The sequence below is a fragment of the Limibacillus sp. MBR-115 genome (genome assembly GCF_040549425.1).
GTDB lineage: Bacteria > Pseudomonadota > Alphaproteobacteria > Kiloniellales > CECT-8803 > Limibacillus > Limibacillus halophilus.
In genome coordinates this window covers 643,775-663,461 of sequence record NZ_JBEPTJ010000001.1, presented here as the reverse complement: position 1 = coordinate 663,461, position 19,687 = coordinate 643,775, and the positions used below count along the sequence as shown (strand labels likewise).

The following is a 19,687-nucleotide window of genomic DNA, read 5'->3' as shown; positions in this document are numbered from 1 at the left end:
TTTGAATGCCCTTTAGCTGACTGAATCGCGGGCTTATTTCCAGATGGGTTTTCCAGACCCGGGTAGACCCAGGTCGTCCCACATGGCCGATACCCGGTCGACCACGTCGTCGTCCATACGGATGACATGACCCCATTCGCGTTTGGTTTCCGGATACCATTTGTCGGTGGCGTCCAGGCCGATCTTCGACCCGAGGCCGCTTTCCGGGCTGGCGAAATCCAGGTAGTCGATGGGTGTGTGCTCCAGCATCGTGATGTCGCGGGCAGGGTCCATCTTCGTGGAGACCGCCCACCAGACGTCCTTCCAGTCGCGTGCGTTCACCGTATCGTCCACCACGATGACCCACTTCGTGTACATGAACTGGCGTAGGTAGGACCAAGCGCCCATCATCACCCGCTTGGCATGGCCGGGATAGGCCTTCTTCATCGAGATGACGGCGATACGGTATGAGCAGCCTTCCGGCGGCAACCAGAAATCCGTGATTTCCGGGAATTGCTGTTGGAGCAGAGGTATGAAGACCTCGTTCAAGGCCTCACCCAGCACGCTGGGTTCATCCGGCGGTCGACCGGTGTAGGTCGAGAGGTAGATGGGTTTCTCACGCCGGGTGAGGGCGGTAATGGTGAAGACCGGGAAGGGTTCGACCGAGTTGTAGTAGCCCGTGTGGTCGCCGTAAGGACCCTCGTCGCCGTAGTCCTCCAGGCTGACGTAACCCTCCAGCACGATCTCCGCAGTCGCCGGAACCTTCAGGGGGACTGTCTTGCAATCGACGAGTTCAACCCGCTTGCCGCGTAGCAGACCGGCAAATTGATACTCCGACAAGGTATCGGGAACCGGCGTGACCGCAGCCAGAATAGTGCCGGGATCGGCGCCCAGGACAACGGCGGCCGGTAGCGGCTCTCGTTTACCACTGGCCTTCCAGCGGGCGTGGTGCTGCGCGCCGCCGCGATGTTTAAGCCAGCGCATCAGGGTTTTGTTCCGGCCCAGCTTCTGCATGCGATAGATTCCGAGGTTGAAATCGTCTTCCCTGCGCTTGCCGGGACCTTTCGTGACGACGAGCGGCCAGGTGATGAGCGGTGCTGGTTCGCCCGGCCAACAGGTCTGGATCGGCAGGTCGTCCAGGTTGACGTCGTCACCTTCAAGCACGACCTCCTGCACGGGACCCTTGGCAACTGTCTTGGGGCGCATGGCCATAATGGTTTTCAAAAGGGGCAGCTTGCTCAAGGCATCGCGCAGGCCGCCGGGCGGTTCCGGCTGGCGAAGAAAAGCCAGGGTTTCGCCCACCTCTCGCAACTGCTGCGGTTCGCGGTCCATGCCCCAGGCGACTCGCTCGACCGTGCCGAACAAATTTACCAGAACCGGCATGTCATAGGTGCCGCCATCGGGTCGTTGCACGTTCTCGAAAAGCACGGCCGGGCCTTGCTCTGCCAGCAGGCGTGTTTGTATCTCGGTCATCTCCAGAATGGGAGACACGGGATGAGAAACCCGGCGCAGCTTGTCGGCAGCTTCCAGGCGGGCGATGAAATCTCTCAAGGACTCGTATGGCATGGCGGACTCAATCTAGCGCAGAAGCGGCGCGGCGCCAGTCCCGTCTGCCGGACCGGGTCAGTTTTTCCCCCCTGCTGCGGGCTCCCCTGCTTCCGCCGACTGTGCTTCGACCCGGAGCGTCGCGCCTTCCGCCGCGATGACCCGAACGACGGTGCCAAGCGGCAGGTCCGGCCCCAGCACCTTCCAGCGGCTATCGTCCAGGCGCACCATGCCCACACCGTTGACGATCGGCTGATCCAATGTCGCAGTGCGCCCAACGTACTGATTTGCGCGGCGATTAAGACTGGGTTGGTCGCTGTCTTCGCCGCTGCCGCGGACGAAGCGCCACCAGATTAAGACCGACACGACCGAGAAGAGTCCGAAAAGCAGCAGCTGCAGCTCCCAGCTCATGTTCGGGGCAAGCAGCAGGACAAGCCCGACAGCACCAGCCGCCAAGCCCAGCCAAATGAAAATGAAGCCAGGGGCGAAAATCTCGATGCCACCCAGGACAAGCGCCAGCACCCACCAGTGCCAGAATTCGATACTACTCAGGAATTCCATTGACCGCTCCCCGCCTCAATCTTTGGATGCCCAGGGGCTTTTGCCTTCTGGGTCGCGGCCCAAAGCCTCCTTGGTGATTTCGGCAATGCCGCCCAGCGCACCGATGATGTTGGAGGCTTCGACAGGCAACATGAAAACCTTCTGGTTGGGCGAATCGGCAAATTTGCCGAAGGCCTCCAGATAGCGCTGGCCGAGGAAGTAGTTGATGGCCTGAGCATTGCCGCCGGCGATGGCTTGCGACACGACCTCGGTCGCCTTGGCTTCGGCTTGGGCTTCGCGCTCCCGTGCCTCGGCGTCGCGATAGGCCGCTTCCCGGCGACCCTCGGCGGCCAGGATCGCCGCTTGTTTCTCACCTTCGGCACGAAGGATCGCCGACTGACGCTTTCCTTCCGCTTCAAGAATCTCCGCACGTTTCTCGCGTTCTGCCTTCATCTGCCTGGCCATGGCCGTAACAAGGTCGACCGGCGGCGAGATGTCCTTGATCTCGATTCGTGTGACCTTGATGCCCCACGGCGCGGTCGCCTCATCGACGATTGCCAGCAATCGAGCGTTGATTTGGTCGCGTTCCGATAGAAGCTCATCCAGATCCATCGAACCCATGACGGTACGAATATTGGTCATGGATAAGTTCAGAATCGCCCGCTCGAGATCGTTCACTTCATAGGCGGCCTTCGGCGCGTCGATGATTTGGAAAAAGACCACGCCATCCACGCCAACAACCGCGTTGTCACGGGAAATGACGTCCTGGGAAGGCACGTCGAGAACGGTCTCGCGCATGCTCATACGTGACCCAATCCGGTCCACGAAGGGGACGATAAGGGCCAAGCCGGGTCTTAGGGTGTTCGTGTACCGACCGAAGCGTTCGACGGTGAACTCCATCCCCTGCGGGACGGCCTTCACGCCCATGAACACGATGATGACGGCGAGCGCCACAAAGGCAATTACGAAAAGTGCAAAACCAGTCAAAGGTATTTCTCCTCTCTCACGCGGATAGAGCGGTCTTGGCGACCGCAGAGTCCGCTTGACGGCGGTTATATGCCGCATTATTCCCTGCCAGGAATTAGGGTATCTAAAGGCCGGATTTGCAAACAAAACCGTCGGATTGGGGGCAACCTCTCCGAGGATAGCTTAGTAGATTGATACGGTGGGGCAGATATCAAAAGGTAAAAAATCCTTTTCGTTGCGGCTCTTACGTGGTCAAATTAAGATACTCATGCAGACCTTTGGCGTAACGAAGCCGAAGAGGCAAAGGCGACGATGCAGAAGTACTGGGTTGTAGGCGGCGAATACAAGGACACGCGCTTCGACTGCGCGATAGCGGGCGGCGAAGACTGGGCGGGACCCTTCGAGACGTACGAAGAAGCAGAAAAAGAATGGGCCCGGCTGGCTTGGATGACGGTCGATGACTGTCACAAACGCTATCGGATCGAGCGCATGGATCCTGAAGTGCCGCCGCGTTGCACGGATTGATCGGGCGGCCGGCGGAACCACACCTGGCGGTTTTATCCCGAAAGATCGCCGGCCGATGGCCGCAACAGGAAGGCCTGCCCGTTCCCCGCTCTTTCGCTCGATCTGTCGCCCGATCTTTCGTATGAGCCGTTGATATCATGCCCTGGAAACTCCCGGAGTTGGATGCAGACCTTTTGGCGTTGGCCAAAGGATACCCCTATGAAGCACCGACGGAATCCTACCTTTACCGCGATGGGCGTACCTTTCCGATAAGCCAGGCCGATTTTGCCGGGCGGACGCCGGTGATCGGTCACGGCTCCAACCGAGCGCCGTCGCAGCTGCGACGGAAGTACGGGAACCTGTCAGGCCGTCAATCCGAAATTCCGGTAACGCTGGCATGGTTGCACGGTTACGACATCGTCTATTCGGCCCACGTGACGCGCTACGGCGCGATTGCCTCAACCCTCTGTCCGGCTCCTGGCTGTCGGGTCGTGGTCGCCATCAATTGGCTCGATTCCGAACAATTGGCTTTCATGCACCGGACCGAGGGCTTCTATAGCTACGGCAGCCTGCGCGGTGTCGATTTACGACAGTTTGACGGGCAGGGGCCGGATTTGTCGGAAGCCTTTGTATACCGTGGAGATCACGGTTGTCTCTTAAAGGACGGAGCTCCTGTGGGATTGGCGGCGTCATGGGGCGAAAACCGGCCACACAGAGAAATGAGCCAGGCCGAGGCGTTGGCTCTGGTTCACGCGCGTCATGGTCTTGTCGATGATCTCGACGGCCACATTCTAGCGACCATTCGTGATGAGCAGGCGAGGCTCAAAATTTTGGAAGCACTGGGGGCAGAGGCGTTGCACCAGGACTGGCCGCACTTCCATCTGACCTCCCTCTAAGCACCGCCGCCGATCAAGGATCGATCATGTTTCTGTTGAGGAGTGTTTGGACGAAGTGCCATTCGTCGAGGCCGGGAGTGATGGCCGGGTGGTAAAGCAGCTTGAGGGCGGCTAGAGCCTTGGCCTGTTCCTCCGGGGGTACGGGGCCCTCTTTAAAGAAGAATGCCTCGGTCGGGTGCAGCCCCAGCGTCACCATCAGCGCGCGAAACAGGCAGTGTTCCACCGTCGGCTCCCCCAGACGATGGAAGATGCCGATGCGGCCTCGATGCACCCGGTATTTCTGAGCGGGCGACATAGCGCCCTTTCCGGTCCAGGCCAGCTCTGTAAAGTAGAAATCCGGATAGGCGCCGCAGCCCTGGGCGATCATGCGTTTGCCGATCTCGCCATCGGGCCTCCAGACGCCAACGCGATGTTTCGGCTTCCACTGCTTCAAGGCGGAATAGACGCTGATCTCCGCATTGGTTTCGGGGTTTCCGGGCGGTGTGGCGTCTCCAAGGGCCAAGTAAGCTTCGGGCAGCGCTGGCACCGCTTCGCGGATGCGGTTGTAGAAATTCAGCACATCGAGGTCCGCATCGCTATCGCTACTCGCGTCCCAAATCCCCACCGGCCGTCGATCGAATCGCCGGGTGACGAGGCCAATGCGCTCCGGGTAGTAGAGGGTGATGTCGTCTTCAAAGCCCTTGGGAAAGAAGAAGCGCTTGAGATCGCTGCGGGTCAGGCGGGGCAGTGTCTGCACCCCGCCTGCCACGGTAGAAGTCTCCGTCACTCCGAAAACCTCGGGCCCCAAGATTGGCGGCCAGGACGCGACCGGGGCCGGATCGATCTCGTCGGGCGGCAGGTAGCTTCCATAACCATCGTCGGTGAGATGGTACCAGATGATGAGGAGTTTCCCGAAGCCATCGGTGGCAAGCATGCCTGCTAGAAGCCCGGCAAGGGATGATCTGATCAGCGCCCGTTTATGTTTCTTCAGGTAGGCCCGCAGCTTCTTCGGGTAGCGTCGCCATTTCATCATGCCGCAAGACTAGCCGTCCGTCAGCGCACCGCATAGGTGGTATTCTGTATCATTTCTTCTCGTATACAAAATGGCGACGCGCCTTATTCCAGGACCTTGCCGACCCCGCGCTCAATGCCCTCCTCGGTGAAGGCTTCAACGGCACCCCGAACCCCCTCCTTCACGCCCCGGGCGATGATCTCCGACTGCTGGAATATTTCCGAACCTTGATTCTAAGGTTCGTCCGAAGGCGACGGCGTCATAAAACTGGCAGCCCTCAGAATCAACCCGGGATTCTGAGGGAGAGTTGGACTAGGACGGGCAGCCGCGACCGGCTCATCTGTCTTCAGCGTTGCGGGAAAGCCGGGAATCCATCCACAGTCGGTAGAGCAAGAGCGCTGCGGGAAGGAAAAAGAAGTAGAATATGGCCGCATGGACCAGGCTGAAGAACGCGAAGGCTACCCATTTCAACTGGCAATAGAATCCCGATATGGGGTTATCGCCCGGGATGGAGAGGTCGTAGGGTTCTCCGTAGTAGACGATTGTACACATGTCCGCCACCAACTCGCCATTCGTGGCGTAGAACAAGAACAAGGTGAAGGCGCAACCGAGAAGGTAGCAAAAAATGAACCCCCCTCCGAAGAGGTAGGCCCGGTCCACCGGCTTTCGCCAGATCATTCGCGCCCGCCCGTCACAAGCATTCGAAAGTCAGGGCCCGAAAATCAGGGGGTTCAATATCAGGGGCTGTCAGGTTCGAGCTCGCTTCGAGCCCAAGGTTTTTCTTCATAAATCCTCCGCACACGCGCACCAAACGCGCTGACCTCTTCTTTCGCCATAGAGTTCCATAAAGTAGCAGCCTTTGCAACCGACGCGTCAGGAATGCGAGCGGCAATACCCTTCAACAGTCGCGCGCCAGCGCGGATATTGGCTTCGGGATCGCTGGCCTTTGAAGGGTCGCTGTCAAAGTATTTTGACCACTTCTTCGGGTTGATGTTCATTGGGAGAATTGTATCGGAGACATTTAACGCTTCCCCAAGATGTCCGTACCAACCACGCGCATTCTCGGTATAGATGATTGCGGTAAGAAGGGTGGGGTCAACTCCCACCTCTTTCGCGATCTTTCCGATGGTCAACCCATGTCGGTTCACAGCATCAATTCCCTGCAGATCGAATTCGTAAATGGCTGGCCCCGATTCGGCGGCGGGATTCTCAGCAACTGGAAATTCAGCGGGCAAGCCGTCCCGCATGGCGCGCTCGCGCGGTCCGCTGTTATAGAGCGCAATCGTGCCATTTCGTTGTCCCGCCGCGGCTTGATCGAGGATGGCGTGCTCCACGAGGGTTCGCTCGTCGTTGTCCGATTCGCTATCGATATTATCGGCACGCAACTTGTCAATATGCTTGGTCAATTCTTGGTGTTGAGTATCGAGCTTGTCTGGCGACAGCGTGGCCAGACTGGCTTGGCGCTCAGCAAATTCACCGGTCGGCGTCGGCGTCTGCGGACCGGCCGCGCCTGTCGCGTTTACCGCTTCCCGGCGTGCTTTATCTGCGATCTCTGGACCAATTCTTTCGAGATCGGCTAGAAGCTTCTGTCTGCCTTCCAAGGCAGTTTCTTGTGAACCAGCACGAGAATCCTTGTCTAGTGAGGCTTGAGCCAGGAGCCTCTCGACTGGGCCCCTTTCCTTTTCGACGCCAAGTTGGATTGCCCCCTCGACCGACGAGGGGGATGCATCTGGCTGAGTACCGGTGTCCGCGCTCGCAATCTGGATGCCGCCCGCAGCCGCGCTGGTGGTACCGTCGCTACTGCTCCCACTGTCGCTGGAGAATGGCGTGGGTGTGTCCTTGGGGCGCTCGCCGGGTTTGTGCCGCGCCTCGGTGGTCTGGATGATTGGGCCACTGCCTTCGTTCTCCTTGAGATGAGGTCGCGTCTTTACATCCAGACCGCCGAGGGCGAAGGAGGGCGACGGCACGGAGGTTTCGCGGATTTGCTTCTCGCGGGCGGAGTCGGTTTCCATCTCGCCCAGGTCTTCCTCCATGATGGCCAGACCCTTGCGCTCCAGTCCGTCGTTGGAGGCCGCCCTGCGGCGGCGCAAGGCCGTCATGCCTTCGTCCAGGAGCTTGCCGGTGGCCGCGAACTCCGCCTCGTCGGTCTGGCTCAGCCCCTGCCGGAAGGCGGTCTTGCGGGCCAGGCGTTCGCGGCTGTTCGGGGTAAAGCGCGCACCGGCGTCCTTGGCCAGGCCCGAGAGGATACCGGGCTGCGCGCCGCCCTCCCGCAGGCCCCGGCCCGGCGTCAGGTTAAGTGGGTTGCTGGAGCGCTCCTGACCCTCACCCTGAGGAGAGGCCGGATCGAAAAGCAAAGCCCCGCGGGGCCCGAAGGCAAAGCCGTCACGGGCCAGCGCCCGGCGCTGCTCTTCGCCGATGCGGTCCTGGGGCGCGCGGGCCTTGTCCAGCAACTGGCGGTTCATCTTGAGGGACAGATCGGCAGGGCTACCCTGTTCCGCACCCAGAGCGTCGCCGCGCTCGAGCGCCTGCATGACCTCGGGCGCGCGGCCCCGCGTGCCATCCGCCCGCTTGGGCTGCGCCAGCGCCTGGCCCAGGGTCTTCTCAGCCCGCTGCCTGCGCGTCTCCTCCTCCGCCATGAAGGCGGCCAGAAACTCTTTCATAGTCATACGATCCTTGTCGCTTGTCGGGGAAAGGCCGCAGTTTCAGCAGCCCGCATGGTATTACGGCCGACAAACTACAAGAAAAGACGACAACAAAACCACAAGAAAAGTGTATTAACTTGTCACATCAACAACCACCCGCCCGAAATCAGGGCAGGGAGATCGGTGAAACAATATCGTCGCTGGGGATTAGAGGTCTGGCCAGCGCGGGTCGTCGCGCAACAGGGCATAGAGCAGGTGGTCGTGCCAGGAGCCGTTGATCCTCAGGTAGGCGCGGGCGCAGCCTTCACGTTGAAAGCCCAGTTTTTCGAGTAGGCCGCTGCTGGCTCGGTTCTCCGGCAGGCAAGCCGCCTCGATGCGATGCAGGCCGCAGTGATCGAAGGCGAAGTCACTGGCGGCACGCAACCCCTCGGTCATGTAGCCCCGGCGGGCATGGCGCGCGCCGATCCAGTAGCCGAGATTGACCGATTGTGCGACGCCGCGCTGAAGGTGGCGCAACGTAACGCCGCCGAGCAAGGCGTCGTCGTCACGTCGAAACAGGAAAAAGGCATAACCCAGGTCATGCTTTGCTTCGGAGTTGCTATGCCGCAAGCGCTGCCGGAAGGCGCTGCGCGATAGGGCATCGCGAGCCCAGGTCGGCTCCCAGGGTGCCAGAAAGTCGCGGCTCTCGGCCCTGAGCGCCGTCCAGGCCTGATAGTCCCGCGCCCTTGGCGCCCTGAGGTAGACACGGCCGTAACCCAGTTTTAGGCCCAGGGCATCTTTGCGGAAGAAACCAAGGCTCATGGGCTTGCGGTCCCTTAGGCGGCGAGGCGCGACCTCAGGCTGTCGAAGCTTTCGAGCTTGGACAGCGGGCCGATGCTGGCGAGGGTGGGCGGTAGACCTGCCAGACGGGCGGCGAGGCGCTTGATCTGTGCCGCATCGACTGCGGCAAGCTTGGCTTCGATCTCCTCGATGGTGAGTACGCGACCGAATGCCAATAGTTGCTTGGCCTGGTTCTCGCAGCGGCTGGCAGAACTCTCCAGCCCCATGAGTATTGAGGCGCGAAGCTGAGCCCTGGCACGATCCACCTCCTCTTCACTCAAGGTGACGGAGACTTCGGAGAGCTGATCGCAGATGACAGGCAGCAGTGCTGCTGTTTCTTCCTCGCCGGTGCCGGCATAGATGCCGAAAAGCCCCTTGTCGCTATAGGCCGAATGGAAGGCAAAGATCGAATAAACAAGGCCGCGCTTTTCACGCACCTCCTGAAACAGTCGTGACGACATCCCGCCACCCAGCAGTGTCGCCAAAAGATTGACGGCGTAATAATCGTCATCCAGCCGCGAGAGGCCCGGAAAACCCAATACCAGGTGGGCTTGCTCCAGGCTCTTGTTTTCCCTGAACTCGCCGCCGTGATAGCTGGCGTTATCCAAGGGCTCCGTGGCGCCAACCTGCGGCAACGAGTCGAAAGCGGCTGCCACGCGCTCTACGAAGTCATCGTGTGTCAGTTGGCCCGCCGCGCTGACGACCATGTTGCCGGCGTGATAGTGCTGTTGCATGTAGCCCCGCAGGTCATCGGCGGTGACGGCGCGAATGACCTCCGGGCGGCCTAGAACCGGGCGGCCCAGCGGCTGATTCGGAAAAGCGGTTTCCTGGAAATGATCGAAGATGATGTCGTCGGGCGTGTCGGCGGCCTGACCCAGCTCCTGCAGGATCACGCCGCGTTCGCGCTCCAGTTCCTCTCCGACGAAAGTGGAGTGCTGCAGGATGTCTGCAAGCATATCGAGTGCCAGCGGCATGTCGGCGGCCAGTACCTGGGCATGATAGGCGGTCGATTCCCGGCTGGTATAGGCGTTGAGGCTGCCGCCCACGTCTTCGATCTCGCGGGCGATATCAAAGGCGCTGCGCCGCTCGGTGCCCTTGAAGGCCATATGCTCGAGCATGTGGGCGATGCCGTTCAACCTTGTGGGTTCCTGCCGCGTGCCGACGTTGACCCAAACACCCATGGCGACGCTGGCAACATCGGGGCGGGCGTCGGAAACCACCGTGAGCCCATTATCCAACCGCGTGACTTCAACCTTTTGCATTTATGCTTTGTACCTAAATTGTGGGCGCGCCTTGCTGCGCGACTTTATCGCCGTCGTCGATGAGTCCCTCCAGGTGGGCCAGATCCGCAGGAACATCAAGAGCATATTCGGGCCGATCCAGAAGATCGGCAAGGCGGGTTGGTAGGGCAGGGCGCAGTCCCGTGGCTTTCTCCACCGCATCCGGGAACTTCGCCGGATGGGCTGTCGCCAGGGCAACGAGTGGGCAAAATGATCCTTCCGCCGTCGAGCGCGCCGCCGCGATTGCGATGGCGCTGTGCGGGTCTGTCAGTTCGCCGTCCCGGGTGTGGCGACGAGCGATTTCCGCGAGCGTTCCCTCGTCGTCGAAGCGGACGCCCTGGAACAACGCGGTCGCCTGCGCCAGAGAGGCCGGGTCCAGCGTAAAACGGCCTTCCTCTCGGAATTGGCGCATTGTTGCGGTAACGGCCGCGCCATCGCGCCCCAGCAAATCAAACAGCAAACGCTCGAAGTTGCTGGACACCTGAATGTCCATCGAGGGTGAATAGCTGGGCGAAACGCCCTCCATGGCCATGGTGCCGCTGTCCAGGAAGCGGGTGAGAATATCGTTGTGGTTCGAGCCCACTACCAGTCGCTCGATCGGCAGCCCCATCTGGCGCGCAGCATAGCCTGCGTAGACGTTGCCGAAGTTGCCGGTTGGAACCGCAAAGGCGACGGGGCGGTGCGGCGCGCCCAAAGCGAGGCCAGCCCAGAAATAGTAAACGATCTGCGCCATCACGCGGGCCCAGTTGATCGAATTGACGGCAGCCAGATTGTGGCGGTCGCGAAAGGCCTGATCATTGAACATGGCCTTCACCAAGTCCTGGCAATCGTCGAAGGTGCCCGCCACCGCCAAGTTATGGATGTTCGCGGCGTCCACCGTCGTCATTTGGCGGCGCTGAACCTCGCTGACGCGACCTTTTGGGTGCAGCATGTAGAGCGTTGCGCGCGCTTTGCCCATAACCGCTTCAATGGCGGCCGACCCGGTGTCGCCGGAGGTTGCACCCACGATGGTCACACGCTGGTCTCGGGCTTCCAGCACCACCTCGAACAACTGGCCCAGAAGCTGCAAGGCCACATCCTTGAAGGCCAGGGTCGGCCCATGGAAAAGCTCTAGGAGCCAGAGATTGCCTTCTAACTGGCGCAAGGGGGTGACGGCCGGATGGCCAAAGCCGGCATAGGCGGCCTCGATTAGCTGCGGCAGCTTGTTCAGTGCCGCGCTGCCGGTCATGAAGGGCGCTATAATCTCGACGGCCAGGTCGCAGTAACTCATGCCGGACATACGGACGAGGTCTTCTTGGCTGAATGTCGGCCAGCTTTCGGGTATGTAAAGGCCACCGTCGCGCGCCAGACCGCTCAACAGTACGTCGTCGAATTCCAAGGTCGGGGCGGTTCCCCGGGTCGAAATATAACGCAAAGGTCGATCCACTCCTTGAGAGTGCGGAAAATTAGGCTCCAGGCCGGCGCATACCTTAAAGGTGCGCCATGAGGCCGACAACAGAGGAATCCGCGGTCATCCCAACTGTGCTCACAGCGATTACCAGGGGTGTCTAGGCTGCTTCAAACATCTTCCAGATAGCGCTGACGCAGGTGGAATTTGAAGGCGTCGGGGTCGAGTGGGCGCCCAGTGGCCTCGGCCAAAAGTTCGTCGGCGCTCAACAACGAGCCGCGGCCGTGTACTTTGCGCCGCAGCCAGTCGAGCAACAGGGTGAAGTCGCCGCGACCCAGCGCCTCCGGAATGTCGGGATGTTCCGCGACGGCAGTCTGGAACAACTGCGCTGCGGTCATCGCGCCAAGCGTATAGGTCGGGAAGTAACCGTATGCGCCATCGTACCAATGGATATCCTGCAGCACGCCAACGCGGTCCTCGGGTGGTCTGACTCCCAGCAACTCTTCCATACCGTCGGTCCAGGCACCGGGCAGGTCATCCAGCGACAAATCGCCGCCGATCAGGGCGCGCTCAAGACGATAGCGAAGAATCACGTGGGCGGGATAGGTCACCTCGTCGGCATCGACCCGTATGAAGCCCCTTTCGACACGGCGGTAATGCTTCACCAGGTTATCGATGTTCCAGGCCGGCCCCTTGCCGCCCAGACACTCCATGGCCAACGGCCGCATGAATGAAACAAAGCTGCGGCTACGGCAGGCTTGCATCTCCATCAAGAGAGATTGGCTTTCGTGAAGCGCCATGCCGCGGGCCTCGCCGACGGGTTGGCGACGCCACTTGGAAGGCAGTCCACGCTCATATAGCGCGTGCCCGGTTTCATGCAGCACGCCCATCATAGCGCTGAGGAAGTTGTCTTCGTCATAGCGGGTCGTAATTCTCACATCCTCCGGGACGCCGCCGCAGAATGGGTGTAGGGAGACATCAAGTCGTCCATGCGCGAAGTCGAAGCCGACCGCTTGCATCAATTTGCGGGCGAGAGCTTGCTGATTGGCGGTGGGGAAGGGGCCTTCCAGGGGCAACGGCGCGTCGGCGGCAGCCTGTTTTTCCAGCACCTCATTGAGGAACGGCGGTAGGAAATCCGCCAGATCGGCAAAAACCGGATCGATGCGATTGGCCCGATTACCCGGATCGAATTGATCCAACAAGGCATCGTAAGGGCTGAGACCCAAGGCCTCCGCTTTGATGGCTGCTACCTCACGGACAATGCTCAGCAGTGTTTGCATGGTGGGTTTGACCAATGAGAAATCCGACTTCGCGCGTGCCTCGCGCCAAATCATCTCACAGCGTCTTGCAGCCTTGGTTTCTTCTTCCACCAAGCGCGACGGTACGGCGTTGGCATGCAGCCAGCGTCGCTTCATCTCTCGCAGGTTGGCCCGTTGCCAAAGGTCCAGATAACCGGATTCTTCCGCCTCTGTCCGCTCAAGACCCTCACCGAGGCCGGGGTCGGTCAGAAGTTCGTGGATCGTGACATTGAGCGCAGACAGTTGTTCGCTGCGCGCCTCGGAGCCACCGTCGGGCATCAAGGTGGCGGCGTCCCAGTGCAACATTCCTGCAGCCTCGCCAAGGGCCGCGATTCTGCCAAAACGGGATTCCAGATCCAGGTAAAGGGGTGTTTGCTCGGTCATGACTTTCCATTGTCCTTGGCGTCGTCGGGTTCCTTGGGCCTTATGCCTCGCAGGAAATAGATCACCACAAGCCCCAAGGCCAGCGTGAACCAGGTGATGGCGTAAACCAGATGGTTGTTGGTTAGCGCGACCTCGACGCCAACCGGTATCGGCAGGTCTCTCTCGCTGCCGCTGGAACGCACCGCGACAAGGTAGAAGCCCTGAACGAGGGGCGCTTCCTTGACGTTTGCCGCCATGGCACGCGTGTCGTAATAGAACCAGTTGTTGCCTGCGGCATCATTATCCGGACGGAATTGGCTGCTGCCGGTCCAGCCGTCGCGCCGCACGATGCCTTCGATGCGGATGGTGTCCGTGGGCAGGCTGAAGGTCCGATCATCGGGCAAAGCCTGACTCTGCGGCACCCACCCGCGATTGACAATAATTGCGCGGCCATCGGGCAAAAGGAATGGCAGGGCGATGTGCAGGCCCTGCACGCCCTGGTGGCTTCGGCCGGGAAATCGAAACTCGGGCTGGGTCGCAAAGCGGCCGGTAACCGAAATTCGGCGAAATTCGAGCGCCGGCGTGAGCGCGGCGGTATCAGGCAATCCGATCAGCGCGTCGGCCGACTGGCGGGCCTGAAGGTCAGCGATCAGCGCCTCCTTCCATGCGAGACGCTGAAGTTGCCAGAAGCCGAGTGCAATGAGAGCTGCAAACAAAAGGACACTGAAAACAGTCAGCCACAGCCCAGGCCGAAACCGTGGCTTGTGATGCGCGTCAGTCATAGCTCTGTGTACCGGAATCGCTTGCCTTGTTTCGAAACTGAATTGCTATCGTGAAGGCCTTCAGCGGGCGCAGTAACAGCAGTGCGCCGCCCAACACCAAGGCAGCGCCAATAATGGCATGCACCCAGATCGCCGGTTGGTAGAGGACTTCCACTGCGATCACGATGGGAACTACCGAAAAGCCGAGAATGAAGATGAGGAAGATTGCCGGGCCATCGCCGGAATCGGCGCCGCGGTAATCCAACCCGCAAAGGCTGCATCGGTCCCGCAAGGATAAAAAGCCCTGGTACAGCGGCCCCTTTCCACAGCGTGGACAACGACAACGCAGGCCCGCCGTGAAGGGCGAGACCTGCGTTGTGTTTCCGTTCGCGTCATCGGTCATAGCGGCGCCCCATGTAACGTTGAGGGGCTGCGTCAGGTTGGATCAAGCCGGTGCGGCCCACCAGTAGACGAAGATGAACAGGAACAGCCAGACCACGTCCACGAAGTGCCAGTACCAAGCTGCGGCCTCGAAGCCAAAGTGATGGTCCGGCTTGAAATGACCGGAAAGGCCGCGGAAGAAACAGACGATCAGGAAGATCGTGCCGATCAACACATGCGCGCCGTGGAACCCGGTCGCCAAATAGAAAGTGGACGCGTAAATGCCATCGCTAAAGCCAAAGGTGGCATGCCCGTATTCATAGGCCTGCAGGCCGCTGAAGGTGATGCCGAGCAGGATGGTAATGCCCAGACCCTGCATGAACTGATCGCGATGACCTTCCCGCATGGCATGGTGCGCCCAGGTGATGCTGCAACCGGAAAGGAGTAGTATCAGCGTGTTGAGGAAAGGAATGTCGAAGGGATCAAACCCTTCGATGCCAACAGGCGGCCAGACGCCGCCGGTTGCTTCGAGCCGCGAATACTGCTGCGCCTCGCCGACAAAGAGGCTGGCGTCGAAGAACGCCCAGAAAAAGGCGGAAAAGAACATAACCTCGGAGGCGATGAACAGAATCATGCCGTAGCGCAGGCCGATTTGAACCACCGGCGTATGGTGACCCTTGTGTTCACCCTCGCTTACAACGTCGCGCCACCATCCGAACATGGTGATTAGCACCAGCACAATGCCAACCGGCAAAAGCCAGCCAAGGATATCGTGCATGAAAAGCACCATACCGGTGGCCAAGACACCTCCGGAAAAGGCGCCAATGATCGGCCACGGGCTAGGATCCACCAGATGGTACGGGTGGTTCTGATGATGACCGGCTTCGCTCATCCGTCGTCCCCCAATAAATTCCGGGTCACTACCTTGTCCCGGGGTTTAGTTGACTTCAAGGGCGATAGCGGCGTCTGAAACGCCGTCGCCCCGGTGTGAAAGCTGCTGTGTCTCTTCCTGCCGTTCCAGATCGTCGGGGTCACGGAAGAAGGTGTAGGACAGCGTAATGGTCTGGACGTCGTCCAGATTCGGATCCTCGGCAATGGCCGGATCGACGAAGAAATTGACGCCCATATCGACCTTCTCGCCTGCCGCCAAGGTCTGCTCGTCGAAACAGAAACAGTGAATCTTGGTGAAATACATACCGGCCTTTAGTGGCGTCACGTTGAAGGTCGCGCGCCCGGTGATCGGGGTCTTGGCCAGATTCTCGGCCTCGTAGTACACCAAACCCTGTTCGCCGACTTGCAGCGATACTTCCTTCGTCTTCGGCTTGAAGCGCCAGGGGAGCGCCGGATCGACGTTGGCGCTGAAGCGCACCGCGATCTTTCTGGCGATCGGCGCATCGGGGAGGGTCTCTGCGACTTGTGTCGTACCGCCGATTCCCGTCACCTGACAGAAAATGCGGTAAAGCGGCACGGATGCAAAGGCCAGGCCGACCATACCCAACACAACGCCGCTGAGCACCATCGCCAAACGAATGTTGCCGCCCTTGCTCTTGTCTTTCAGGCTCATACCCATGTGCTCAGCTTCCTCCCATGCGGACGATCGCGACCACATAGATCAACAGAATGAACGCCAGCAAGGCTGCCAGCATCGCCCGATTTTTTCCGCGCTGGCGGCGATGAACGTCGCTGTCCCCGGGTTTGCGGTTGGCTTCTTGCGCGTTCATCGCACGACTACCAATTCAGCCAATTGCTGTTCGCGCTATCGACGATCAGCAATGCAAAGAGTACGAAGAGATAGAGAATGGAGTAGGCGAACATCTGCTTGGGAGCCCGTTCACCTTCTTCTCGAAGGACACGCAGACAAAGTCCAACGAAGCCAAGTCCCATGACCGCAGCAACGGCACCATAAAGATAACCGGCAGTGCCCAGCAACGTGGGCAGGATCGACAGCGGCAGCAAAAGCACCGTGTAGAGCAGCATCTGGCGCTTTGTCGCCGCGGCGCCGGCGACCACCGGCAACATGGGAATACCAGCCTTCTGGTAATCGCCTGCCCGGTAAAGCGACAGCGCCCAGAAATGCGGTGGCGTCCACATGAAGATCAACGAGAAAAGCACGATGGATTCCAAGCTGACGCTGCCTGTTACCGCTGCCCAGCCAATCATGGGCGGGAAGGCGCCGGCCGCGCCGCCGATCACGATGTTCTGCGGCGTGCGGCGCTTAAGCCAAATCGTATAGACGAAGACGTAAAAGAGATTCGCAATCGCCAGCAGGGTGGCAGCGGCCCAGTTCACCGCCAAACCCATCAGCATGACTGCGAAGATCGATAGTGTGATACCGAAAGCCAATGCGTCGTCGGGCGCGACCAACCCTTGGGGGATGGGGCGCCCTTGCGTACGTTTCATAACGGCGTCTATGTCGCGGTCGTACCACATGTTGATGGCACCGGCGGCTCCTGCGCCAACCGCGATGCAAAGCACCGCCACTGCGGCAAGCACGGGGTGCAGGCTGCCGGGTGCCACCAGAAGCCCGGCAAAGCCCGTAAAGACAACCAACGACATGACACGCGGCTTTAGCAGGGCGATGAAATCGCCAACTGCTGCCTGCCGCTGGCTGACGTCCTCCGAAGGGAGGCCACCAGCCTTAGCCATGTCGATGCTCGTTTCGCTCACGTTAAAGCTCCTCGCTCCACATCACTACTTGATGCGGGGCAGATCTTCAAAAGTGTGGAACGGCGGCGGCGAGGACACGGTCCACTCCAGCGTCGTTGCCCCTTCGCCCCAATAGTTGTCGCCAACCTTGCGGCCGGCCAACAGCGTCTTCGCCGCGATCACCACGAAGAACAACGTTGAAGCAAAAGCGATGTAGGTTCCGTAGGACGCGATTGCGTGCCAGCCGGAGTAGGCGTCCGGATAGTCGACGTAGCGCCGTGGCATACCCTGCATACCCAGGAAGTGCATCGGGAAGAAGGCCAGGTTGACGCCTATGAAGGAGGTCCAGAAATGCAGTTTACCTGCCCACTCCGGATACTGACGGCCGCTCATCTTGCCGACCCAGTAATAGAACCCCGCGAAGATGGCGAAGACGGCACCCAAGCTTAGCACATAGTGGAAGTGCGCAACCACGTAGTAGGTGTCATGCAAAGACGCATCGATGCCGGCGTTCGCCAGAACCACGCCTGTCACACCACCGACGGTGAAGAGGAAAATGAAACCGATGGCCCAGAGCATGGGCGTATCGAACTTAAGTGAACCGCCCCACATGGTCGCGATCCAACTGAAGATCTTAACACCGGTCGGCACCGCGATGATCATTGTCGCCAGAGTGAAGTAAGCCTTGGTGTCCACATCCAGGCCGACGGTGAACATGTGGTGAGCCCAAACGATGAATCCGACCACGCCGATCGAGACCATGGCATACGCCATTCCGAGGTAACCGAAGATTGGCTTGCGGCTGAAGGTCGACACGATATGGCTGATGATGCCAAAGGCCGGCAGGATCATGATGTAGACTTCCGGATGTCCGAAGAACCAGAAAAGGTGTTGGAACAGGATCGGGTCACCGCCGCCCGCCGGGTCGAAGAAATGAGTGCCGAAGTTACGATCGGTCAGCAACATGGTGATGGCACCGCCCAACACCGGCACGGCGAGCAGCAGCAAGAACGCGGTCACCAGCATCGACCAGACGAACAAGGGCATCTTGTGCAGCGTCATGCCCGGCGCACGCATGTTAAAGATGGTCGTGATGAAGTTGATGGCGCCCAGAATGGAACTGGCACCTGCCAAGTGAAGGGCAAAGATTGCCATATCCACGCTGGGTCCTGGGTGCCCCAGAGGGCCGGAAAGCGGTGGATAGATGGTCCAACCCGTGCCGGCGCCCTGGCCGACGAACGCCGAGCCAAGAAGCAGCAGGAAGGCGGGGACCAGCAACCAGAAGGAGATGTTGTTCATGCGCGGGAAGGCCATGTCCGGCGCCCCGATCATCAAGGGCACGAACCAGTTTCCGAACCCGCCAATGAGGGCCGGCATCACCACGAAGAAGATCATGATCAGGCCATGTGCCGTAATCAGGACATTCCAGAAATTGCCCGGATCGTCGGAGAAGACATTCATGATCTGGATGCCCGGCTCCTGAAGCTCCATGCGCATCAGCACCGAGAAGGCTGCGCCGATTAGGCCGGCAACAATCGCGAAAAGCAGATAGAGCGTTCCGATGTCTTTGTGGTTCGTCGAATAGAGCCAACGCGCCACAAAACCGGGCTTGTGGTCGTGATGTTCATGCCCGTGATCGGCTTGCCCGTGGGTTGCAGCTTTGCCTTCAGCCATGATCTTTCTCTACCTCCTGAACGTATTACTGAGCGCGAGCCGAAGCGTCGGCCAGCAGCGTATCGCTATTTCTCTCGACCGGAAGGGCATCGCTGCCGTCGGCAAATTCCACCTTGGCCTGTTCAACCCAAGCTGCGAACTCGGCCTTCGTCACGGCCTTGATCGCGATGGGCATGAAGGAGTGGCCGGTTCCGCAAATCTCGGAGCACTGGCCGTAGAAGGTCGTACCAGCGTATTCAGGCTCGATACGAAGCCAAGTCTCGTTCATGCGGCCCGGAACGGCGTCCTTCTTGATACCGAAGGCGGGGACCGCAAAGCTGTGCAACACGTCGCTTGCGGTGATGAGGACGCGAACGGTCGTATCGACAGGCAGGACGACAACATTATCGGTTTCCAACAGTCGCTTCTGACCGGGCTTAAGGTCTGCGTCCGGAATCATTGTGGCGTCGAAAGTGAAGTCGCCATGATCAGGATAGTCGTAGCTCCAATACCACTGACGGCCGGTGGCCTTGATGGTCATTTCTGCGTTTTCGACTTGTTCGGAATAGTAGAGCAGCCGAAAGGAAGGAACGGCGATGACAACCAGGATCAACACAGGAACGACGGTCCAGATGACTTCGATCAGCGTGTGGTGGGTCGTGCGCGATGGATTTGCATTCCGCTTTTCGGAGAACCGCCACATCACGTAGCCCAGAAGAACCATGACGAATATCGTGATCGCCGTGATCACGACCATCAGCAGATCATGAAAATCCTGGACGCGCTCCATGACGGGCGTCGCAGCGGGCTGGAAATCCATATGCCACTGCTGTGGCTCTGCCGCCAGCGCTTGACCGGAGAGTCCGAAATCTCCAAAACCTAATCCTGCGAGCCCTAATACAGCCGCGACCAAACCAAAGAGAACGCCGAAGCGCGTCCGCATAGTCATACCTTCCAGCCTTTCCTTCTCAAAGCCTGAAGAGCAGCGCCCGACAACAGGCAGGCGACGCCCATAAATTCCGCCGGAAATTGCGCC

20 protein-coding genes are annotated in these 19,687 nt (G+C 59.9%); 2 read left to right on the top strand and 18 right to left on the bottom strand.

What is annotated here, in order from left to right; genetic code table 11:
• Positions 1-33 precede the first annotated feature (33 nt).
• From ABIE63_RS03150 to ABIE63_RS03140, 3 genes are read right to left on the bottom strand one after another with little or no spacing between them, the layout of a single operon-like run.
• Complete coding sequence (locus ABIE63_RS03150) at positions 34-1,545, bottom strand: UbiD family decarboxylase (protein WP_354502712.1); 1,512 nt, start codon at positions 1,543-1,545, stop codon at positions 34-36.
• Positions 1,546-1,602: 57 nt separating this feature from the next.
• Positions 1,603-2,085, bottom strand: coding sequence for an NfeD family protein (locus ABIE63_RS03145; protein ID WP_354502710.1), 483 nt, complete (start codon positions 2,083-2,085; stop codon positions 1,603-1,605).
• Between the two features lie 15 nt (positions 2,086-2,100).
• Positions 2,101-3,051, bottom strand: coding sequence for an SPFH domain-containing protein (locus tag ABIE63_RS03140; RefSeq protein ID WP_246377909.1), 951 nt, complete (start codon positions 3,049-3,051; stop codon positions 2,101-2,103).
• A gap of 291 nt (positions 3,052-3,342) precedes the next feature.
• Here ABIE63_RS03140 and ABIE63_RS03135 point away from each other — a divergent pair, with 291 nt between their 5' ends.
• A complete protein-coding gene (locus tag ABIE63_RS03135; RefSeq protein ID WP_183417543.1) occupies positions 3,343-3,555 on the top strand; it encodes a DUF4170 domain-containing protein in 213 nt (70 codons plus the stop codon).
• 137 nt (positions 3,556-3,692) lie between these two features.
• Entirely contained in the window at positions 3,693-4,430 is a 738-nt protein-coding gene (locus ABIE63_RS03130; RefSeq protein WP_354502708.1) for a hypothetical protein, read from the top strand.
• A 13-nt stretch (positions 4,431-4,443) separates the two neighbouring features.
• Here the strand turns inward: ABIE63_RS03130 and ABIE63_RS03125 are convergent, their stop codons facing one another.
• The 15 genes from ABIE63_RS03125 to coxB form a co-directional block, all read right to left on the bottom strand.
• Positions 4,444-5,442: a hypothetical protein gene (locus ABIE63_RS03125; RefSeq protein ID WP_354502706.1), complete on the bottom strand. Its 999-nt coding sequence runs from the start codon at positions 5,440-5,442 to the stop codon at positions 4,444-4,446.
• A gap of 315 nt (positions 5,443-5,757) precedes the next feature.
• Positions 5,758-6,099, bottom strand: coding sequence for a hypothetical protein (locus tag ABIE63_RS03120; protein WP_354502704.1), 342 nt, complete (start codon positions 6,097-6,099; stop codon positions 5,758-5,760).
• Between the two features lie 59 nt (positions 6,100-6,158).
• Complete coding sequence (locus tag ABIE63_RS03115) at positions 6,159-8,081, bottom strand: hypothetical protein (RefSeq protein ID WP_354502702.1); 1,923 nt, start codon at positions 8,079-8,081, stop codon at positions 6,159-6,161.
• A gap of 189 nt (positions 8,082-8,270) precedes the next feature.
• Positions 8,271-8,864, bottom strand: coding sequence for a GNAT family N-acetyltransferase (locus ABIE63_RS03110; protein ID WP_183417538.1), 594 nt, complete (start codon positions 8,862-8,864; stop codon positions 8,271-8,273).
• A gap of 14 nt (positions 8,865-8,878) precedes the next feature.
• Positions 8,879-10,144 carry a pitrilysin family protein gene (locus tag ABIE63_RS03105; RefSeq protein WP_354502700.1) on the bottom strand — a complete coding sequence of 422 codons (1,266 nt, stop codon included), beginning with the start codon at positions 10,142-10,144 and terminating at the stop codon, positions 8,879-8,881.
• Between the two features lie 13 nt (positions 10,145-10,157).
• Complete coding sequence (gene thrC / locus ABIE63_RS03100; protein WP_354502698.1) at positions 10,158-11,576, bottom strand: threonine synthase; 1,419 nt, start codon at positions 11,574-11,576, stop codon at positions 10,158-10,160.
• Positions 11,577-11,719: 143 nt separating this feature from the next.
• Entirely contained in the window at positions 11,720-13,231 is a 1,512-nt protein-coding gene (locus ABIE63_RS03095; protein WP_354502696.1) for a carboxypeptidase M32, read from the bottom strand.
• Positions 13,228-13,992 carry an SURF1 family protein gene (locus tag ABIE63_RS03090; RefSeq protein ID WP_354502694.1) on the bottom strand — a complete coding sequence of 255 codons (765 nt, stop codon included), beginning with the start codon at positions 13,990-13,992 and terminating at the stop codon, positions 13,228-13,230. Before ABIE63_RS03090 ends, ABIE63_RS03095 begins: the two co-directional genes overlap by 4 nt.
• Positions 13,985-14,374 carry a DUF983 domain-containing protein gene (locus ABIE63_RS03085; RefSeq protein ID WP_183417533.1) on the bottom strand — a complete coding sequence of 130 codons (390 nt, stop codon included), beginning with the start codon at positions 14,372-14,374 and terminating at the stop codon, positions 13,985-13,987. The genes ABIE63_RS03090 and ABIE63_RS03085 overlap by 8 nt, the downstream gene beginning before the upstream one ends.
• A 42-nt stretch (positions 14,375-14,416) precedes the next feature.
• Complete coding sequence (locus ABIE63_RS03080; RefSeq protein ID WP_183417532.1) at positions 14,417-15,244, bottom strand: cytochrome c oxidase subunit 3; 828 nt, start codon at positions 15,242-15,244, stop codon at positions 14,417-14,419.
• Positions 15,245-15,289: 45 nt separating this feature from the next.
• Positions 15,290-15,916: a cytochrome c oxidase assembly protein gene (locus ABIE63_RS03075; RefSeq protein WP_354502691.1), complete on the bottom strand. Its 627-nt coding sequence runs from the start codon at positions 15,914-15,916 to the stop codon at positions 15,290-15,292.
• A 10-nt stretch (positions 15,917-15,926) separates the two neighbouring features.
• Positions 15,927-16,073 carry a hypothetical protein gene (locus ABIE63_RS03070; RefSeq protein WP_183417530.1) on the bottom strand — a complete coding sequence of 49 codons (147 nt, stop codon included), beginning with the start codon at positions 16,071-16,073 and terminating at the stop codon, positions 15,927-15,929.
• Positions 16,074-16,080: 7 nt separating this feature from the next.
• Positions 16,081-16,998, bottom strand: coding sequence for a heme o synthase (locus ABIE63_RS03065; RefSeq protein ID WP_354502888.1), 918 nt, complete (start codon positions 16,996-16,998; stop codon positions 16,081-16,083).
• A 45-nt stretch (positions 16,999-17,043) separates the two neighbouring features.
• Positions 17,044-18,672, bottom strand: coding sequence for a cytochrome c oxidase subunit I (gene ctaD, locus ABIE63_RS03060; protein ID WP_354502689.1), 1,629 nt, complete (start codon positions 18,670-18,672; stop codon positions 17,044-17,046).
• Positions 18,673-18,697: 25 nt separating this feature from the next.
• Positions 18,698-19,600, bottom strand: coding sequence for a cytochrome c oxidase subunit II (gene coxB, locus ABIE63_RS03055; protein WP_354502687.1), 903 nt, complete (start codon positions 19,598-19,600; stop codon positions 18,698-18,700).
• Positions 19,601-19,687: the final 87 nt, after the last annotated feature.